At 44.0% G+C, this 20010-nt stretch carries 14 protein-coding genes; 7 read left to right on the forward strand and 7 right to left on the reverse strand.

Annotation, left to right across the window (positions count from 1 at the left end; genetic code table 11):
• Nucleotides 1–103 precede the first annotated feature (103 nt).
• The gene (locus ABLA76_RS13585; RefSeq protein WP_348988325.1) at nucleotides 104–775 is read right to left on the reverse strand and encodes a GntR family transcriptional regulator; all 672 of its coding nucleotides are present in this window, start codon (nucleotides 773–775) and stop codon (nucleotides 104–106) included.
• A gap of 318 nt (nucleotides 776–1093) precedes the next feature.
• On the opposite strand from ABLA76_RS13585, the gene ABLA76_RS13590 reads away from it, so the two are divergent.
• From ABLA76_RS13590 to ABLA76_RS13605, 4 genes are all read left to right on the forward strand, one after another.
• A complete protein-coding gene (locus ABLA76_RS13590) occupies nucleotides 1094–1861 on the forward strand; it encodes a 5-oxoprolinase subunit PxpA (RefSeq protein WP_348988326.1) in 768 nt (255 codons plus the stop codon).
• 43 nt (nucleotides 1862–1904) lie between these two features.
• The gene (locus ABLA76_RS13595; protein ID WP_348988327.1) at nucleotides 1905–3503 is read left to right on the forward strand and encodes a 5-oxoprolinase/urea amidolyase family protein; all 1599 of its coding nucleotides are present in this window, start codon (nucleotides 1905–1907) and stop codon (nucleotides 3501–3503) included.
• On the forward strand, nucleotides 3500–5305 hold the full coding sequence (locus ABLA76_RS13600) for a biotin carboxylase N-terminal domain-containing protein (RefSeq protein WP_348988328.1): 1806 nt from the start codon (nucleotides 3500–3502) through the stop codon (nucleotides 5303–5305). The genes ABLA76_RS13595 and ABLA76_RS13600 overlap by 4 nt, the downstream gene beginning before the upstream one ends.
• Nucleotides 5306–5460: 155 nt before the next feature.
• Nucleotides 5461–7563 (forward strand): TonB-dependent receptor, encoded by a 2103-nt coding sequence (locus tag ABLA76_RS13605; RefSeq protein ID WP_348988329.1) that lies wholly within the window; start codon nucleotides 5461–5463, stop codon nucleotides 7561–7563.
• Between the two features lie 93 nt (nucleotides 7564–7656).
• Here the strand turns inward: ABLA76_RS13605 and frdD are convergent, their stop codons facing one another.
• Genes frdD through frdA form a run of 4 tightly spaced genes read right to left on the reverse strand, consistent with a single transcriptional unit; the run spans nucleotide 7657 to nucleotide 10960 of the window.
• On the reverse strand, nucleotides 7657–8013 hold the full coding sequence (frdD, locus tag ABLA76_RS13610; protein WP_348988345.1) for a fumarate reductase subunit FrdD: 357 nt from the start codon (nucleotides 8011–8013) through the stop codon (nucleotides 7657–7659).
• A gap of 13 nt (nucleotides 8014–8026) precedes the next feature.
• Entirely contained in the window at nucleotides 8027–8422 is a 396-nt protein-coding gene (frdC, locus tag ABLA76_RS13615; RefSeq protein WP_047771673.1) for a fumarate reductase subunit FrdC, read from the reverse strand.
• A gap of 14 nt (nucleotides 8423–8436) precedes the next feature.
• Nucleotides 8437–9171, reverse strand: coding sequence for a succinate dehydrogenase/fumarate reductase iron-sulfur subunit (locus tag ABLA76_RS13620; protein ID WP_348988330.1), 735 nt, complete (start codon nucleotides 9169–9171; stop codon nucleotides 8437–8439).
• The gene (gene frdA / locus ABLA76_RS13625) at nucleotides 9164–10960 is read right to left on the reverse strand and encodes a fumarate reductase (quinol) flavoprotein subunit (RefSeq protein ID WP_348988331.1); all 1797 of its coding nucleotides are present in this window, start codon (nucleotides 10958–10960) and stop codon (nucleotides 9164–9166) included. The genes ABLA76_RS13620 and frdA overlap by 8 nt, the downstream gene beginning before the upstream one ends.
• Nucleotides 10961–11571: 611 nt before the next feature.
• Between frdA and epmA the strand changes: the two genes are divergently transcribed.
• Complete coding sequence (epmA, locus tag ABLA76_RS13630) at nucleotides 11572–12549, forward strand: elongation factor P--(R)-beta-lysine ligase (protein WP_047768574.1); 978 nt, start codon at nucleotides 11572–11574, stop codon at nucleotides 12547–12549.
• An 81-nt stretch (nucleotides 12550–12630) separates the two neighbouring features.
• Here epmA and glpQ read toward each other — a convergent pair whose 3' ends face one another.
• A complete protein-coding gene (gene glpQ / locus ABLA76_RS13635; protein WP_285809291.1) occupies nucleotides 12631–13707 on the reverse strand; it encodes a glycerophosphodiester phosphodiesterase in 1077 nt (358 codons plus the stop codon).
• 575 nt (nucleotides 13708–14282) lie between these two features.
• Nucleotides 14283–15635 carry a glycerol-3-phosphate transporter gene (gene glpT / locus ABLA76_RS13640; protein ID WP_285809292.1) on the reverse strand — a complete coding sequence of 451 codons (1353 nt, stop codon included), beginning with the start codon at nucleotides 15633–15635 and terminating at the stop codon, nucleotides 14283–14285.
• A 979-nt stretch (nucleotides 15636–16614) separates the two neighbouring features.
• Between glpT and ABLA76_RS13645 the strand changes: the two genes are divergently transcribed.
• Together ABLA76_RS13645 and ABLA76_RS13650 are read left to right on the forward strand one after the other, a co-directional pair.
• On the forward strand, nucleotides 16615–19782 hold the full coding sequence (locus ABLA76_RS13645) for a thioester reductase domain-containing protein (RefSeq protein ID WP_348988332.1): 3168 nt from the start codon (nucleotides 16615–16617) through the stop codon (nucleotides 19780–19782).
• Nucleotides 19770–19952, forward strand: a complete 183-nt coding sequence (locus ABLA76_RS13650) for an MbtH family NRPS accessory protein (protein WP_348988333.1) — start codon at nucleotides 19770–19772, stop codon at nucleotides 19950–19952. The genes ABLA76_RS13645 and ABLA76_RS13650 overlap by 13 nt, the downstream gene beginning before the upstream one ends.
• Nucleotides 19953–20010: the final 58 nt, after the last annotated feature.

Genomic DNA, 20010 nt, shown 5'->3' on the forward strand with positions numbered 1-20010 from the left:
GATGGTAGTGTGGGGTCTCCCCATGTGAGAGTAGGGCACTGCCAGACATTCATTTAGTCAGAAAAGCCATCCGTCACCGGATGGCTTTTTTGCGTTTAATTTTTTATGGTACTTGGTTATTTTTACGTGTATAAGCGGCTAATATCGCCCTTTCTGATAACTCCAGGTAATCTTTCATTGTATTAGCTGCTTGTTCATTTTTCCCTGAATTGAGTAATTCCAGAATATGTGCGTTTTTATCGATATAAGGTGCATACAAAAGCTCAGGATTATTCAAAATACCAAAAGCCAGACGCAGTTCTGCGGAAATATTGTGATAAAAAGCGATCAACCTATCACTATCAGTTAATTCTACGATCGCGGCATGAAAGTGCATATTTTCTGTTCCGGCACCAATCCAATCTTGTTGTTTGCGACATTGTTGGGCGGCTTCAACGGCTTGTTTCATTTTGGCAATACCGGGATGCATTGAATAAGCCTGAGCAAGTGCCTGACATTCAATTAACTGCCGAACTCGATAGATATCAATAATGGATGCAATATCGGGAGTTGCAACAAACACGCCACGATTAGGTTCATGTTTCAGCAGCCCTTCTTGCGTGAGAAGACGGAACACTTCACGTAATGTATTTCGTGAAATTTCAAGCTGTTCACTCAACGCAGCTTCTGATAGTCGTTGCCCAGGTAATAACTCCCCTGCAACCAGTTTATTTCTGATGGTTTCAGCGATTCTTTTGCTCAAAATTTGGGGAGAATGGTTTTTTTTCATAGTCATCCGTTAGATTTTATGGCTGATAACAAACACCTTCAACGCGTATACGAAAGCGAATCTTCACATATTCCCCGATAACCAGCAAGTTACCACCATCGAACCAATATAGGGCAATATTATTGTGTCTATGGCACCTAAATTGTGCATCTTGACGATAAAGTCAACGAAAAATGTTAATAAAGTGATCTCTATTGGATTTTGAAGATCGATAATACAAATTTGTTTGCTTATTTCCTCAGCAGATCTTATCTATTGTTCAACAATATATTTATTTTAATCAAACAATCTGCTTCTTTAGTTCCACAGCTTAGGGAAATCATCATGATAAAAACGATCGATTTAAATAGTGATCTCGGTGAAAGTTTTGGTCAATGGCGCATGGGAAACGATGAAGAAATATTGGATATCGTCAGTAGTGCTAACGTTGCCTGTGGTTTTCATGCGGGTGATCCGGTTGGGATTTTGCAAACATTGAAATCTGCGCAGAAAAATGATGTAGCGATAGGTGCCCATGTTTCTTATCCCGATTTGGTTGGCTTTGGGCGACGTAAAATGGATATAACCAGTCATGAACTTACCGCTGATGTTATTTACCAGATTGGTGCTTTGCAAGGATTGGCAGCAGCAGCAGGTACTAAAGTGAGTTATGTCAAACCCCATGGTGCACTTTATAACACGATCGCAAATGACGAATATCAGGCAATTGCTGTGATTGAAGGAATTCTGGCGTTAGATCCCAACCTTGTGTTGGTTGGTCTGGCGGGATCAAACATTCTCAAATTAGCTCAGAAAAACGGATTGAGAACCATAGCAGAAGCGTTTGCTGATCGTGCTTATACCTCACAAGGGGAATTAGTCTCCCGTCGTGAAACGGGATCTGTTTTGCATGATGCCGATCTCGTTGCTCAACGCATGTTGCAATTGGTGACAGAAGGGGGCGTTGAATCAATTGATGGTAAATTTACCCCTATTCAGGCGGATTCAATTTGTGTGCATGGTGATACTCCTGGTGCGGTAGCGATGGCAAAACAGGTCAAGGCAGTTTTGCAGCAGGCGGGAATAACTATTTGGCCATTTATTCATTCATAAGTATGGGTCGCATTGATATGGTTAATCATCTGGGGAGATAGCCTTGCGTTTTTTACCGGTTAATAGCAATACCATCATGGTTGAATTGAGTGGATTGTCAGAAACACTGGCTCTGCTTGATTCACTGAATATGGCACCTATTTTGGGGATTGAAGAAATTATTCCGGCAGCGAGAACGCTGATGGTTCGTTTTCGGCTGGCAAAAATATCCTTCCAACAATTGGCGCTAGAAATCAGTAGACGAGATTTGCAAGAGCGTAGTCATACAACGGGAAAAAGCATAGAAATTCCTGTGCATTACAACGGTGATGATCTCGCACTGGTTGCGGAAATAGTGGGATGTACCGTTCAGGAGGTTATTCAGCAACATACCGAAAATGAATATACAGTCGCTTTCACTGGATTTGCCCCTGGATTTGCCTATATGGTATCGAATACCTCGCAATGGAATATACCTCGTCGCAAAACCCCCAGAACGCGCATTCCGGCAGGTGCCGTTGCATTGGCGGGGGAATTCAGCAGTATTTATCCACAGGCAAGCCCCGGAGGATGGCAGCTTATCGGTATTACGACCGAACGTATGTGGGATCTTTCCCGCCCATCTCCGGCCTTATTACAACCAGGCTATCGTGTTAACTTTCGAGATGCTGGGTGTCACCCTGCAACAATCAGCTTACCTGAAACACCGGACAGTAACATGGCACTTACTCCAGAGGCTTCCTGTCATCTGGAAATTTTGTCTGTGGGATTACCAACCTTATTTCAAGATCTGGGGAGGGTTGGTCAGGCAAAATCGGGGATCGCAGAATCGGGTGCAATGGATAAAAGTGCTTTGCGCAGCGCAAACCGTATTGTGGGTAATCCCTCTGATCATGCTTGTTTGGAAATCGTGCAGGGAGGATTTAAAGCGCTTGCACATGGACAGATATTGATGGCGATTACAGGGGCAGCCTGCCCAATAGAGATAAAAACATCATCAGGTAAAATATTCCATGTGAATACTTACCAACCCATTGATTTAAACGGTGGTGATGAAATTTTCTTGGGTATTCCTGTCGCAGGAATGCGGTCTTATTTATCGGTACGTGGCGGCTTTACTGTCCCAGCTATTTTATCCAGCCATTCATTGGATACGCTGTCTAATATTGGGCCTGCTCCGTTGAAAGTGAATGATAAATTAGCTGTCGGTGAAACATCTCATTGCGCCGCGATATCTGTTTCTGAAACTCCGGCTTTTGACATGCCAAATAAAGATGAAATCGTCGTATTGGATATCCTATTTGGCCCTCGTACAGATTGGTTTACGCAAGAATCCATCGACTTATTGAGCAAGCAGATTTGGCAGGTAACGCCTCAATCTAATCGAATTGGGTTGAGATTAAATGGTGAGTGCTCACTATCGAGAATAAAGCTACAAGAATTGCCTAGCGAAGGAACTTGTGCAGGGGCGATACAAATTCCTGCCAGTGGGCAGCCGGTACTCTTTTTGGCGGATCATCCATTGACCGGAGGATATCCGGTTATTGCCTCAGTAGCAGATTATCATCTCGATCTTGCCGGCCAGATCCCCGTCAATGCCAAAATTCGGTTCAACCCCATTAGCCAATTCCATGAAATTAAAGGGAGTAATGATTTGCCATGAACACCACAGTGAACAATGTAAATAGCAAGATTAATAAGAAAGTTAATAAGAAAGTTAATAAGAAAGTTAATAAGAAAGTGCTGATTGCCAACCGTGGTGAAATTGCTGTTCGGATCATTCGAGCTTGCCGCGATTATGGCGTACAGGCAGTTGCTGTCTATGCGGATGCTGACATCAATGCGCAACACGTTCAACTGGCTGATGAGGCTTATGCTTTAGGAGGAAATAGCCCTACAGAAACTTACCTCAATATTCCTCATTTGCTGGAAGTAGCGAAGAGATCTGGAGCAACTATGGTGCATCCGGGTTACGGTTTTTTGTCTGAGCGAGCGGAATTTGCCCGGGCAGTGATTGAGGCTGGCTTAATTTGGATTGGCCCTCACCCTGAAACGATTGATGCGTTGGGAGACAAGGTTAAGGCGCGTAAGATAGCGCAGAAAGTGGGAGCGCCGTTGGTTGTCGGGACATCCGAGCCAGTCAAAAATGTACAGGAAGTTGTTGCTTTTGCGGAGCAGCATGGCTTGCCGATTGCCATCAAAGCGGCTTTTGGTGGTGGTGGACGAGGTTTGAAAGTTGCCTGGCGTATGGATGAAGTGGCAGAACTTTACCATTCAGCGGTACGTGAAGCGACAGCGGCATTTGGCCGTGGCGAATGTTTTATAGAGCAATTTTTGGATAAACCCCGCCATATCGAAGCACAGATTATTGCGGATAAACAGGGTAATATTGTGGTACTTGGCACCCGTGACTGCTCTTTGCAACGTCGTAACCAAAAGTTAGTGGAAGAAGCGCCCGCACCATTTTTAACTCAGGAACAAAGAGAACGTATTCACCAGTCAGCAAAAGCCATTTGTGCCGAAGCCAATTATGTAGGGGCTGGCACGGTAGAATTTTTACTCAGTGCAGAGGGAATGCTTTCTTTCTTGGAAGTAAATACTCGCTTACAAGTAGAGCATCCTGTGACAGAAGAGACAACAGGCATTGATCTGGTTATCGAGCAGTTGCGGGTAGCGGAAGGTTATCCATTAAGCATGCAGGAAACGCCGATCCCAAGAGGGCATTCGTTTGAATTTCGTATTAATGCGGAAGATGCGGCGAAAGGTTTCCTACCGACATCAGGCACAATCACTGAATTTATCCCGCCTGCTGGCCCTGGTATTCGTTTGGACTCTGGTGTGATTAATGGCTCTACAATTCCGGCAACCTTTGATTCACTGATGGCAAAATTAATTGTCGTAGGGGCGACCCGAGAACAGGCCATTGTTCGGGCACGTCGGGCATTGAAAGAATTTAAGATCCGTGGCGTAGCCTCCGTTTTGCCTTTCCATCAAGCGGTAATGGAGCATCCTGATTTTATTTCTGGTGATAAATTCAATGTCCATACCCGCTGGATTGAAACAGATTTTGTGAATGAACTAGGGGCTTCATTACGTCAGTTTCCGCGTGAAGATAAAAATATTACCCGCACTTTTATTGAGATTGATGGCCGCAGGCATGAATTGGGATTGCCATTGGATTTATTGGCCCATTTAGCCCCTGTGGGTGAACAGCAATTTTCGCCGTCTGTCATAAAGGAAAAACTGCCGGAAGATCCTCGTCAGGTAAAAGCACCTATTTCCGGTATCCTGCATTGCTGGATGGTGAAAGAAGGTGAGCAAGTCAGCGAAGGTGATGTGATTGCAGTGATGGAGTCCATGAAAATGGAAGTGCAAATCAATGCTCATCGTTCAGGAAAAATTACATTCTGTGCCCAAGCAGGGGATTATCAGGATGCAGAAGGTGTTTTGGCTCACATAGGGTAGTAATTAATGTGGGGTAATATTACTTAAGGCGGCAGGATCTGTTGATCCTGCCCTTTTCATCCAGCCATGTTCCATACTCGTCTTTAAAGTTATTTACATTTCTCTTAGAAATGTAAATAATAATCCTTCTCAATAGTATTTGTGATTGAAAATAAATGTCTAAAATTACCAAAATTTACGCCGGCCTGGCGAAAAGTGGCCTATGTGTTCCTTTGATGTCTGCCTCTATGCTGACAGTCGCTATCTCTACCAATGCATTTGCAAATGCTGAAAATACGGCTAAGAAATCGACTAATACTAGCGATACATTGGTTGTTATTGCGGATAACAATGCTCAAGATGCACCAGAAGATAGAAAAGTCAGCCGTAATGAAATCAGAGTTAAACAAGCACAAAGTGTCGGTGAAATTTTAAAGAATGTACCGGGCGTACAAGCCGGTCATCCCAGCGCTTTAGGGCAACGCTTTAAAATCCGTGGCATGGATGATCAATTTATCAACGTGACGATTGATGGCGCAAGGCAAGAAGGATATCACTTCCACCATTCAGGCAATTACGGCATCGATCCTGAGATGTTGAAGCAAGTTGATATCAAGGTCGGCAGTAACAGTATTACCCACGATATCGGTGCTATTAGTGGTGCATTAAAATTTGAGACTGTTGATGCCGGTGATCTGTTAGCGCCAGGCCAACTCTTTGGCGCTAAAGGAAAATTAAACTACTCAAGCAATGGCTCTGAATTCCAACAATCCTTAGCGACTTATGGCAGATTGGGAGCTGCTGATTTATTAGGTTATTTTACCCATCGTAATATGCACGACTCTAAATCTGGCAGGGATAATAGCGGGCGAGATCCAATCCCAACAGATGGAAAATTATACGATTATTTATTAAAAGCGAAATTTAATCTGACAGATGAGCAGTATATTAATGTATCGAAAGAACATTATAAAAATGATGCGGTAACCAATCATAGGTTAAATTTTGGTAATGATGTCAGCCCTAAAGTAAATAACGGCAATAAAGCGAAGTACGCTATTGATCGTGATACCCACAGTATCATTTATGGATATGTGCCAGTAGATAATGACCTGATTGATTTAAAACTAACCGCTTATCATACTAAACAAACCTCTACCCATATGAAGTCTGTAAGCGGAAACGGGAAAGGATTCGATAGTTTTGTTAAGACCCAAGGTATTAAAGTTCGTAATATTTCTAGTTTTGATACCCAAAAGTTAGCTCATGCTTTAACTTATGGGTATGAATATTTTGATACCAGGATGGGATATACGGATGTAAAAGAGAATGCATATAAAAAAGAAACAGAAAGAGGAAATGCATCATCTGTTTATTTAGAGGATGATATTCAATTAGCTGATTTCCACATCATACCGGGTGTTAGATGGGATCACTACAAATATCACACTATTAATAATAATGAATCTTTTGACAGGACTTATGCTCATTTCTCAAAAGCACTCGGATTAAAATACGAGCTTGGGGCGTCCACAACATTATTTGCCAACTATACCGAACTATTTAGGGGGCCATTAGGTAAAGAACTGGGTAGGGGATTAAGCAACCACAGTAATAACCTGAAAGCCACAACGGGTTATAACCTGGAAACGGGTGTGGCAGGTACTTATCCTGGTGTTTTTGCTGACAATGACTCGCTAGTTGTATTAGGTAAAGTGTTCCAAACAAACTTTAAAAACCTGTCTACAACCTTAGCCAAGAATGAGCTGCATAATATCCCGAAAGCCAGACTGCAAGGGTTTGAATTAGCGACTGACTATAAACTGGATAATTTGTCTTTAAAAGCCACTTATGCCAAAGTCAATAACAAGATTATTGAAGGTAATGGGCTGTTCGATAAAGCCTTTACCAAAGGATTAGAGTTTGGACCATCAGTGGGAGACTCTATCACAGTAGGTGGTAGTTACCTGTTTGATAAAACCGATATTGAACTCGGCTGGAATACCCGCTTTGTTCTGTCAAAGAACTCAAAAGGTAAAGACACAAATGATAAGAAAGAAGCCATTATTGTTGATGTACATAAACAGGGATATGGCGTAAGCAATATGTATATCTCTTGGGCGCCAAAAACAGGAGCATTTAAAAATACTGAACTCTTGTTTGGTATCGATAATATGTTCGATAAACGCTACAGAGAGCATTCTTACTACTTGGGTACAACACAAGGACAAGAAGAGAAAGGCCGCACCTATAAAGCGACAATTTCTTATAAGTTCTAATCAACATATCTTAAAGGTTGCAAATACCTTTCGTAATAAGTCTGCGGTTTATCCGCAGACTTATTTCAGGATAGCTTGCCAGAATTAGCGCAATTACAGCATAAAAATCCCAATTAAAGCGATAACAGTTAAAATCGCGGCTGCACCATAAAACACCCACTTACTGGCGGGTACAGGGATTTGCAGATCGTGCATACCATGATGCAGACGGTGCAAACCACACCATAAAGGCAGGCTAATCATCAGCAGCAAAAAGATACGACCGATAAAACTCTGGCAAAATGTCAGGATGCGTTCATAAGAAAGCGCTTCTGGTGCCAATCCCAGTGGCAGCAAGATACCCAGCAGCAGAATAATTGCAGGCCCAACAATCGCGCTCCACATACCACCGGCACCAAACAACCCCCAGAAAATCGGTTCATCGGAACGTTTAGGTACTTGATTCATCAGATCCTCCTTGGGGTCAGAAAAACAGGGCCACGCCGAGGATCACGACGGTAGCAATAATCGTGATTGCCCATAGCAACTTAATAATTGGCTCTGGTGGCATTTTCTCATTCTTAACGATGATATTGAGTGCCTTGGGAGCCAGCTCAAACCAGGTTTTGGTATGCAGTAATGTAGCCAGCAGGGTGATGATATTAATCAGCAGCACCCATGGATTTTGCAGAAAAGAGACAAACCCCGCCCAGCTTTCAGGGCCATCTTTCAGGGCAAACAGGCCGTAAAGTATCAGAACACTGAACCAAACAGTGGGGATGGCTGTCCCTTCACGTAACATATAGAAGCGATAAAAACCCAGTTTACGCCACCAATTGGATTCCATACCCCGCACATAAGGCTTACGTTTTGTCGTCATTACACTCTCCTTCCTTATTGTGGTTTCAGCATAGAGATAAGGAAATCTTTAGCACTTTCTGCCTTGCTCTGTTGGATCGCACCGGCAGGATCAACATGCTTCGGACACACTTCAGAGCAGTAACCGACAAAAGTACAAGACCAGACGCCATTATCGCTGTTGATTTGAGGAATGCGTTCTTTCTTGCCGTGATCGCGGCTATCAAGGTTATAGCGGTGTGCCAGCGTGACAGCGGCAGGCCCAATGAACTCAGGATTCAAACCAAATTGAGGACAGGCGGCATAGCACAGGCCACAATTGATACAACCGGAAAACTGATGATATTTCGCCATCTGGGCAGGTGTCTGTACATTTGGGCCATCGGCGGGTTTACGATCATTGCCAATGATATAAGGCTTGATAGCTTCCAGGCTCTCAATAAAGTGAGTCATATCCACAACTAAATCCCGCTCGATTGGGAAATTACCCAGTGCTTCGATTTTCATGCCTTGAGCATAATCGCGCAGGAACGTTTTACAGGCCAGTTTGGGGACACGGTTTACCATCATGCCGCAGGAACCACAGATTGCCATGCGGCAGGACCAGCGGTAAGAGAGGTCCGGCGCCAGATTGTCCTTGATATACCCCAATGCATCCAGGAGTGAAGTTTGTTCATCGTAAGGCACTTCATAAGTGACGAAATGGGGTTCACTGTCAATTTCCGGGTTATAGCGCATGACTTCCATTTTCAGATTGTTCATCTCAGCCATTCGCTTGCTCCTTCTGTTTTTTCTCTTGTGCAGCCGCTTCGCCCCCGTAGACACGTTTCGCTGGTTGAGATTTGGTGATCTTCACATCACTGTATTCCAGACGTGGGGCACCCTCTGGGTTATAGAATGCCAGTGTATGTTTCAGGAAGTTCTCATCATCACGCTCGGTACAGCCTTCATCAAGGCGTTGATGGGCACCACGGGATTCTTTGCGATTCATGGCGGAATGCGCCATACATTCAGCGACATCCAAACCAAAACCTAATTCGATGGTGTAGAGCAGATCGGTATTGAATACACTGGAACGGTCGCTAATTCCGATATGTTTGAAGCGTTCTTTCAGTTCGGCAATTTTGTCGATGGTTTTCTGCATTAACTCTGGTGTACGATAAATTCCGCAGCCTTCTTCCATGGAAGTGCCCAGTTCATCGCGGATTTTCGCCCAGTTTTCGCCGCCTTTCTGATTCAGCAAGTTATTGAGTTTATCTTCAACATCACGAGATTGAGCATCCAATACGCTACTATTGGCGGGTTTCACTTGTTGGATATGTTTGACTGCTTCTTCACCGGCCAGGCGGCCAAAGACAACTAATTCAGCCAGCGAGTTAGAGCCGAGGCGGTTTGCACCATGCAGGCCAACAGAAGAGCATTCACCGATAGCGAACAATCCTTTGATGCGAGTTTCACCCTGTTGATTCGTTTCGATTCCGCCCATAGTGTAATGTGCGGTTGGACGAACAGGGATTGGTTCTTTGACCGGATCAACACCGACATAGGCTTTTGCCAGCTCACAGATAAATGGCAGACGCTCGAGCAGCTTTTTCTCACCTAAATGACGCAAATCCAGATGTACGACATCGCCACGCGGCGTAGCGATGGTACGACCTGCCCGCCACTCATGCCAGAACGCTTGGGACACTTTGTCACGCGGGCCGAGTTCCATATATTTGTTTTCAGGATGTCCAAGCGGCGTTTCTGGTCCCAGGCCATAATCCTGTAGATAACGATAACCCTCCTTGTTCACCAGAATTCCGCCTTCACCACGGCAGCCTTCGGTCATCAAAATACCGGAACCAGGCAGGCCGGTTGGGTGATATTGCACAAATTCCATATCACGCAATGGGATACCGTGACGGAACGCCATTCCCATCCCATCACCCGTCACAATGCCGCCATTGGTGTTATAACGGTATACACGTCCGGCACCGCCAGTCGCCATAATAACGGCATTAGCGCGGAGCTGAACTTTTGTTCCTTCCATCATATTCAGTGCAACCAATCCGCGAGCCTGCCCTTCATCCACCAAAATATCGAGGACAAAATGCTCATCAAAGCGCTGGATTTGCGGGTATTTGAGTGACGTCTGGAACAGTGTATGGAGCATATGGAAACCGGTCTTATCGGCGGCAAACCATGTGCGTTCAATTTTCATGCCCCCGAAACGACGCACGTTGACAGAGCCATCCTCCTTGCGGCTCCACGGGCAGCCCCATTGTTCCAGTTGGATCATTTCTGTTGGACACTGTTTGACGAAATACTCAACCACATCTTGTTCACACAGCCAATCACCACCGGATACCGTGTCATGGAAGTGAAAATCATAGGAATCGTGCGCCTGAGTGACTGCGGCCGATCCGCCTTCTGCGGCCACCGTATGGCTACGCATAGGATAAACTTTTGAGAGCAAGGCAATTTTGAGTTGAGGATTGGCTTCAGCAGCAGCGATGGCGGCTCGTAGCCCTGCTCCACCGGCTCCGATAATCGCAAGGTCGACATTGAAGGTTTTCACCGCTCTTCTCCATTGTTCAAGTGGGAGTCAATCTATCACTTTTTATATGGTTTAATTATAGCGAACAACGTAAGGGGTAAATTTGATATGGATGCGGGTTTTGTGGGATTTCACCTGTAAAACGTGATCTAACGCATGTTTTTACTTATTCAAATGTTGCATGTGAATAACTTCATCAGTGTGGTTTATATACTCGATAAATTTCAAGTTGCAATCCGCAAAACGACGCGAGGCCTTATATTTCCCCGCTGCGCGGAGAAATATAACACGCATCTTGAAGTTGGATTGGTATATAAAAATAAATAATGAAATTAATTAATTTGGATAACAAGAAGTTGTTATTGTGAATTTATATCATTTCCGCTTTTTTATTGATGGCATCTTATTAAGATTAGGATATCAATTTAGCTATTATGAGTAGAGAAAAAATAATTTTAATTAATTTTTTTTATTCATAAATAAAGGGATAACGAATAGAGTTAATAAGGTCGAAAATTAAAAAATTAAGTGTATAAAGAGTAAAGGCATAAAGAAATTGAGGGCAATGAATTGTCTGGTTGGCTTGATGAAGGTAAACTGCGCGTTTTGTTTTATTTTGGAGTCATAGAAATATGAACGAAACCGCGAATTGGCAGCCAAGTGCCCCTATCGCCAATTTATTGAAAAAGGCGGAGATCTTAGCAGAAATACGGCGCTTTTTCGCAGATCGTGGGGTGTTGGAAGTTGAAACACCTGCCATGAGTCAGGCGACTGTCACCGACGTTCATCTGGTTCCTTTCCAGACACAGTTCGTTGGGCCGGGAGCGGCAGATGGCTTGACTCTGTACCTGATGACCAGCCCTGAATACCACATGAAGCGTCTGTTGGCCGCTGGCAGTGGTTCCATTTATCAGATGGGGAAAAGTTTCCGTAATGAGGAAGCGGGTCGTCATCATAATCCAGAGTTCACCATGCTGGAATGGTATCGTCCACATTACGACATGTATCGTTTGATGAATGAAGTGGATGACCTGTTGCAACAGATCCTGGATTGTGAAAGTGCTGAATCGTTGTCTTACCAACAGGCTTTCATGCGATATCTGGATATTGATCCCCTTACCGCAAGCAAAGAAAAATTGCGTGAAGTAGCGGCAAAACTTGATCTCAGTAATATCGCTGATCAGGAAGAAGACCGGGATACTTTATTACAGCTACTTTTTGTCATGGGAATAGAGACTCAGATCGGCATTGAGAAACCGACGTTTATCTATCACTTCCCGGCATCTCAGGCAGCATTGGCAGAAATCAGCAAGGAAGATCACCGTGTTGCGGAGCGTTTTGAAGTCTATTTCAAAGGCATGGAGCTGGCGAATGGGTTTCGTGAGTTGACCGACAGCAATGAGCAACGTCTTCGTTTCGAACAGGATAACCGTAAGCGTGAAACAATGGGATTGCCGGTTCAGCCGATTGATGAATATCTGCTTGCTGCCCTTGCCCACGGCATGCCTGAATGTGCAGGTGTAGCATTAGGGGTTGACCGTTTGATTATGCTGGCATTGGGTGCTGAACGGATTAGTGAGGTTATCGCTTTTCCTGTTGGGATCTCGTGATAACGATGTTATATCGTTAATGCAATAAGTCACGATGGGGCAGTCTTGGACTGCCCCGTTTTTCTACGCTATTCGCACTGATTATTTATGCTCGTGGTGTTTTCTCAGGAACGTCACTGCCAAATCAGGGAAATCTGTGAATGCCCCATCGACATTGGCCTTGTCGAAAACGATATCAAACAATTGGTTGCCGCTGGTGGCATATTTTGGCAATTGATCGATACGGATAGTATAGGGATGTACCGCCAGATGGCTGGCGTGAGCCTCTGTTACCATGCCCGTTAATTTAATGTGGTTCGGCGTAGAGTCACTGGCGATAAGCATATGGTAATCAGGGCCAATTCCATCAGCATATTTTGCGACTTCTTTCATCGCACCAGGTTTAAACATCCAGTCATAGCTATAATTCTGCCATGTACCATCTGATTTCTGTTCGTAAGTTTCGTTCCAGTCGGTGTAAGCGATAAGCTGGATCAGTTTCAGATCCATCCCCAGTTTCGGCTCTAGTTCATTTTTGATGCGTTTGAGTTCATTGGCATCAAAACATTGCAGGTAAACTTTATCGCTCTTTTTGGTGTAGCCATATTGTTTCAGAACTTCCAGCACTTTGCTGGTGATATCTTTGCCTTCCTGGCGATGGAACCACGGTGCTTTGATTTCAGGATAAATACCAATGTCTTTGCCCGTGGATTTATTCAGGCCTTGAATAAATTCCAGCTCTTCCTGAAAGGTATGAATGTGGAAATCTGATTTACCCATCGGGAAACGTCCGGGATAGCTTTGGGCTTTTTTACCATCCTTGATATCAAAACCTTCCGTAAATTTTAGTGACTTAATTTCTGGCAGGGTAAAGTCAATGGCATAATAGCGGCCGTCAGCACGGGCGCGGTTTGGAAAACGTTCTGCGACATCCGTTACGCGATCAAGGTAGTGATCGTGCAGAACAATGAGCTGGTCATCTTTGGTCATGACCAGATCTTGCTCAAGATAATCCGCGCCTTGTGCATACGCCATTGCTTTGGCGGGTAATGTGTGTTCAGGCAAATAACCACTCGCGCCACGATGGGCGATAACAATCTTATCGGCTGCATGTGCAATACCTGACATGGATGATGCTAACAAAATACCGGCCATAATTGCCTTCATAGGGGTCTGCATTGAGATTCTCCATTTATTCTAATAAAAATCTTAGATAAAAGTTGATGTTACTTACCGTTTTACTGATTTTTCGTCAGCAGCCAGAAAAATAGGTGATCATTCAAGTCGATTTTTATATAAGATGATGACATAACACAATCCTGAATATTAATGTTATCAGCAGTATGTCACAGTTTTATGACATGAAAATTTTTCTCCGGATTCTGTTTATACTCGATAAACTTCAAGTTGCAATCCGCAAGACGACGCGAGGCCTTATATTTCCCTGCGGCGCGGGGAAATATAACACGCATCTTGAAATTGGATTGGTATAAGTGGGTAATGATAAGGTAAGCATTATTTAATATTACTTTATGTGGGTGTAAATATTCAGCCTTTATTATCATCAATTAAAGGTGTTTTCAAAATCAAAAAGGTGCTAATAAAGTGTGGATATGAGGAATATATCTATAAGGTAAAAGCAAGCAGTCTATTTAACAGAGCAGAGTAAACAGACTTATTCATCCATGAAATCGCAGTACAACGCGTTGTACTGCGATTGATAAGGTGATTAATTGGCGTCTTTCAGTTGTGTTTTATTGACCTTGACGGGCAATTTCCTGCTTATGTTTGTGTTCACTTAACATCACAAGCACCAGCAGAATAACCGAGAGGATACAACCGCCGATCATGACCATAAAGCCGCCGTCCCAACCGAAATAGTCAACGGTATAACCGACGATGATACTGGCCGCAACCGAACCGCCCAGATAGCCAAACAAACCAGTAAAACCTGCGGCTGTTCCTGCTGCTTTTTTCGGTGCCAGTTCAAGGGCATGCAGGCCGATTAGCATCACCGGACCGTAAATCAGGAAGCCGATAACCAGCATACAGAGCATATCGATATCAGGGTTACCTTCTGGGTTCAGCCAGAATACGATAGTAGCGATGGTGACCAGTGTCATAAAGAATACACCGGTGGCACCACGGTTGCCTTTAAATACCTTATCCGACATCCAACCACACAGTAGCGTACCCGGGATCCCCGCGTACTCATACAGGAAGTAAGCCCAGGAAGACTTATCCATGGTAAAGTCTTTCACTTCTTTCAGGTAAGTGGGTGACCAGTCAAGAATACCGTAGCGCAGTAAATAGACGAAGACGTTGGCAACGGCGATCATCCACAGCAATTTATTCGGCAAAACGTACCGCATGAAAATTTCTTTTGCAGTCAGTTCCTTTTCATTGTTTTCGGTGTAATCGGCTGGGTAGTCGTTTTTATACTCTTCGATTGGCGGTAAGCCACAAGATTGTGGTGTATCGCGCATTAAAGCGAGAACGATGAATGCCACGATGATAGCGGCAAAGGCGGGCATATAAAATGCCGCCTTCCAGTCATTGAACCAGGCCATCCCCAACATGAACAGTAAGGGGGGAATGCCTCCGCCAACGTTATGCGCACAGTTCCAGACAGAAACAATGCCACCACGCTCTTTCTGTGACCACCAGTGAACCATAGTACGTCCACAAGGCGGCCACCCCATCCCCTGGAACCAGCCACAGAGGAACAGCAGAGAAAACATGATAGCAATGCTGGACGTTGCCCATGGTACAAAGCCCATAAATAACATCACTGCCGCCGCCAGTATCAAACCCGCCGGCAAGAAGACACGTGGATTCGAGCGGTCGGAAACGGAACCCATGATGAATTTTGAGAAGCCGTATGCAATTGATATACCTGACAATGCAAAGCCAAGATCCCCCTTAGAAAAGCCTTGTTCGATCAAGGCAGGTATGGCGAGTGCAAAGTTTTTCCTTACCAGATAGTAAGCTGCGTATCCAAAGAAGATCCCTATAAAAATTTGCCAGCGCAAGCGACGATAGAGTGGATCTATTTCCTGCGCGGGCAACCGGGCCTTATGAGGCGTCGGCTTGAAAATACTTAACATATTTTTTGTCTCCACGTGACTTTTGTATGAGCGAATCACCACCATCAAGCAGTGATGGCGTTAAACGAAAAATTTTAGCTATTTATTTTCTATATCGAAGCTAATATTAGCTGAAAACAACCTTTTATGACTGTGAGGTATCGCTAACATATAGATATAATTTCGCAAAGTCGATAATTTTGAGTGATTTAGCGCTTTTTTTGAAGACAATTTATTTATATTAGTGTGATGACAATCACAATGAACGGCCTTTTGCGCTATTTTTCATTTTCGCGCATTTAAAGTTTGTATATATTCTCGACCCAATAAAAGCGCATTATTATTAGGGGATTTGTCTGAAGTAGTCACCATAGAAAAGTCAGATAAATATAATCCACACAAACATTCCTATGATAAAATTATTTAATAAATCACTGTTGGCGTTTTTCTGTCGGCTTTTTTTAACAAGTGGTACTGTTTTTTTGATGGCATTATTTGAATAATGTTTTCATTTGTCCATGTAATTTATTTTTATTTACATGCTTTGCGTTTTTTGTAACGCGCTTATAAATAAAATTATTGAAATTAAAATTCAAAATAATAGATATTACTACAAATAGTTATTCATGCTGCTGATAGTCGTTTTCATGCAGGGTTGGATAACTGTTTTATGATGTAAATTACAATAATATCAATTTGTTAGTTAAAATTGGCTGCAGATTGTATAGGCGTAATACACTCTGCCTTCCAAATAATAATTAGTTTTATATAAGCTGATTATTTAATTAATAAAATATTACAAATTAATACTAATTAATATATTTATTAAATTCGCAATAAATTTTTGCAATTTATTTTTATGATCCAGTTAGCGTCAGCATAAGGTATTTGAAAATACTGAATGCAGACAAAAATTGGAAGATAACGACTACCAGCATTGATGCCTCTATTCATCATGAAAAGTGATGAAACTAATGAGGCTCAGAATGAGAGCATCATTATGAATACTTATACACACAAGGCAATATTACACACAGCATTTACTACTGGGCAAAAAAATTCTCCGGCTGTTGAAACTGAATTTAATCGTAATATCAGACACATGACAGCAGAGCTAGAACCATGGTTTAAGAACGTTCCTGTTCGGTTGGTTGAGTTGGCAAAAAGCATACCCAATGAGGTCGCTGTTGCTGATCCCCATGAAACGTTAACATTTGGTGAACTGAACCAACGCATTGATAATGCGACAGAAGTTTTGCGTCTCCACGGGGTCAAAATGGGTAGCAATGTTGCTATTGCGGCGCAGCGGGGGATTGCATGGTTTGTCACCATGCAGGCCATTTGGCGAATTGGGGCGGTATATATCCCTTTAAATACCATGATGCCGGAAAAACGCCTGAACGATATTCTTACCAGTCTGCCGGAAAGTATTTTGGTAGCCGATAATACGGTCCCGGCAGGGCTTAAGGCGTCAACATTCATCCCTATGGAGACTATCTTAGATAAGGTCGCTCAAACTCAACGGACAAAAAATAGGGATATTCCTGTATTGGGAGATCATCCGGCTTATGTGATGTTTACTTCTGGCTCTACAGGATTGCCAAAATCAGTACAAGTTCAACATGATAACCTGGCTGCCTGCCTATGCGGATTTGGCAAACTGTTATCAATCAGCCCGCGTGACCATATGCTGGCATTGACGACATTCTCCTTTGATATCTCAGTGCTGGAATTGCTGCTGACCGTGGTGCATGGTGGCAGTATCTACATCGCTTCAATTGATACCCAACGCGATGCAATGGCACTGTCTGACACACTGTCAAAACCACAATTCACTTTCGCCCAGGCAACTCCGGTGACCTGGTCCATGGCCCTGAATGCAGGATGGATGCCGCGCCCAGAAATGAGCATGCTTTGCGGAGGAGAAGCGTTGTCACAAGATTTGGCCGATCAACTGACAGCCACCGGAAGCACATTATGGAACGTTTACGGCCCAACGGAAACAACCATCTGGTCAACTGCGTTCCGCATGAAAAAGGGTGATAAAGTTCAATTGGGTGGTCCTGTTCCGGGCACCAGTATCACGATTGTCGATAAATATCTGCGGACTGTGCCGAAAGGCACTGTGGGAGAAATTCTTATTGGTGGATTGGGCGTGACCGCAGGCTATCGCAATAACCCAACTGAAACCGCCAAAAGATACGTTCCCGACATAACTCAAAAAGGTAAAAGGGCCTATTTGACGGGAGATATGGCACGTATGCTGGAAGATGGCACCCTCATTTATATGGGGAGACAAGATGATCAGGTAAAAGTGCGGGGATATCGAATCGAGTTAGGTGAGATAGAAATTGCATTGAGAAAACAACATGGTGTACAGGATGCCATTATCCGGGTCGCGGGCCGTGGTGATTTTGCCAGAATCCAGGCATTTGTATTGTTCAATCCTAATCTGGTGATATCGCAGGACTGGGTACGGGAGACTCAACGCTCTCTCAGAGAAGTATTGCATGAAGCGTGGATACCGGCTGAATATTACCGTATTCCCTATATTCCGCTGACAAGCAGTGGCAAAAGAGATAAAAAGCGGTTGGAAGACGTTGCAGAGCGTCTAAATGCCAGCCATGACAGAGTACAGCCGCAAACGGAAACTGAAAAACGTGTTTATGAAATTTGGCGTGGTTTACTGGGGGCAGATGTATTCGGTATCACGGATGATTTCTTCCAGATCGGAGGGCATTCCATCCTTGTCGCCCGCATGGTAGAACAGATTGAAAAAGCGTTTTCTCTAAGGGTTCCGATTTCTGGGATCTATGTTGAGCCGACGGTTGCCAGAATAGCCACCATTTTGGATGAAATGTTCGCTGAACGTCAGGTCAATCCTGTTCAATTCTCAGGAAGATACCAGAATGAAGCGTTAATTCGCCAGCATGCTGAGACGCTCAGGAATGATGTTTACCTGCAAGAAGGAATTCGCCCTGATGGATTGGCTCATGCCAATTGGTATCAGCCAGACAAAATATTACTGACCGGCGCGACCGGCTATCTTGGGCTGCATTTGCTGGAGCAGTTGCTGAAACAAACCTCGGCCAGCATTATTTGCTTGTGCCGTGCATCTGATGCAGAACATGCCCGTGAAAGAATCAAATCTGGATTCAAGAATTACCGCATTGATGTTGGTAACGGGCTTGAACGGGTCGATTTTATTATCGGTGATTTAGGGCAACCACGTTTTGGTTTATTGCCGGAGTTATGGGCACAACTGGCAGAAGAGGTTGATGTTATTTACCATAACGGAGCATGGGTTAATTTCATTTATCCTTATCGTGCCCTGAAAAGTATCAACGTTGACGCGACCCGAACAGCGTTGGATCTGGCGTGCACGACGCGTTTGAAACATTTTCACTATGTCTCCTCTGTAAACGCCCTGTATGCCACGCAGTCGCCTCGCCCCTATATGGAAGATGATCGGGCCATGAGTGAGTCGGTTCGTGATCCTTGCGGTTATTCGGGCAGTAAATGGGTATCGGAAGGGATTATTAATATTGCCCGTCAAAGGGGCGTTCCTGTTAGCATTTACCGGCCTGGGTTGATCCTCGGTCATACCCGCACAGGCGCGGCGCAGGGTAATGATTATCTGATATCATCTTTGAAAGGCTATTTGGCCATGGGCTTTTATCCTGACCATGCCCTGTTGCTGGATATCGTGCCGGTCGATTATGTGGCGACTGCACTGGTGCATCTTTCTCGCCAGCCGGCATCTAATGGGAAATTCTTTAATCTGTTCAATCCGGAGCAGGTTTCTGTCCGACAATTTTTCGATTGGGTACAAGATTTTGGTTATATCCTCAATCCTGTTCCATTCAATGAGGGGAAAGATAAGATCCTGGCGCTGGATGATACTCACCCATTGTATCCTTTGATCCCACTGATCCGAGACATGGCTGAAAGACCTTATCGCGCATTAGATCCGGCTTATGTTGATGAACTCAGCCCTGAATTGGAACTGAAAAATACGCTGGCGGGATTAGCGGGGAGTCATATCCGTTGCCCCACAATTACAGCCGGATATGTTCATCAAGTATTACGTTATCTGATCGGTACTGGATTCTTACCGGCTGCCCTTTCAGACAGTTTCAAAAGGGAGGTTGTATCATGGAACGGTTAACCGAAAAGGATGCCATGAATTGGATGATCGTCATTAATGGTAAAAAGCAGTATTCAATCTGGCCTGTTGGGTATGAGATCCCGTTGGGATGGATGGCAATCGGCATAACCGGAACGAAAGAAGAATGTTTGAGTCATATCGCTAAAATTTGGCCGGAGCCAACAAAATAGATCTTACTGATTGACATCGTTTAATCAAATTATGGGCATGTTCCTGTGGGGCATGCCC

This window comes from Xenorhabdus sp. SGI240 (assembly GCF_040081915.1).
GTDB lineage: Bacteria > Pseudomonadota > Gammaproteobacteria > Enterobacterales > Enterobacteriaceae > Xenorhabdus > Xenorhabdus bakwenae.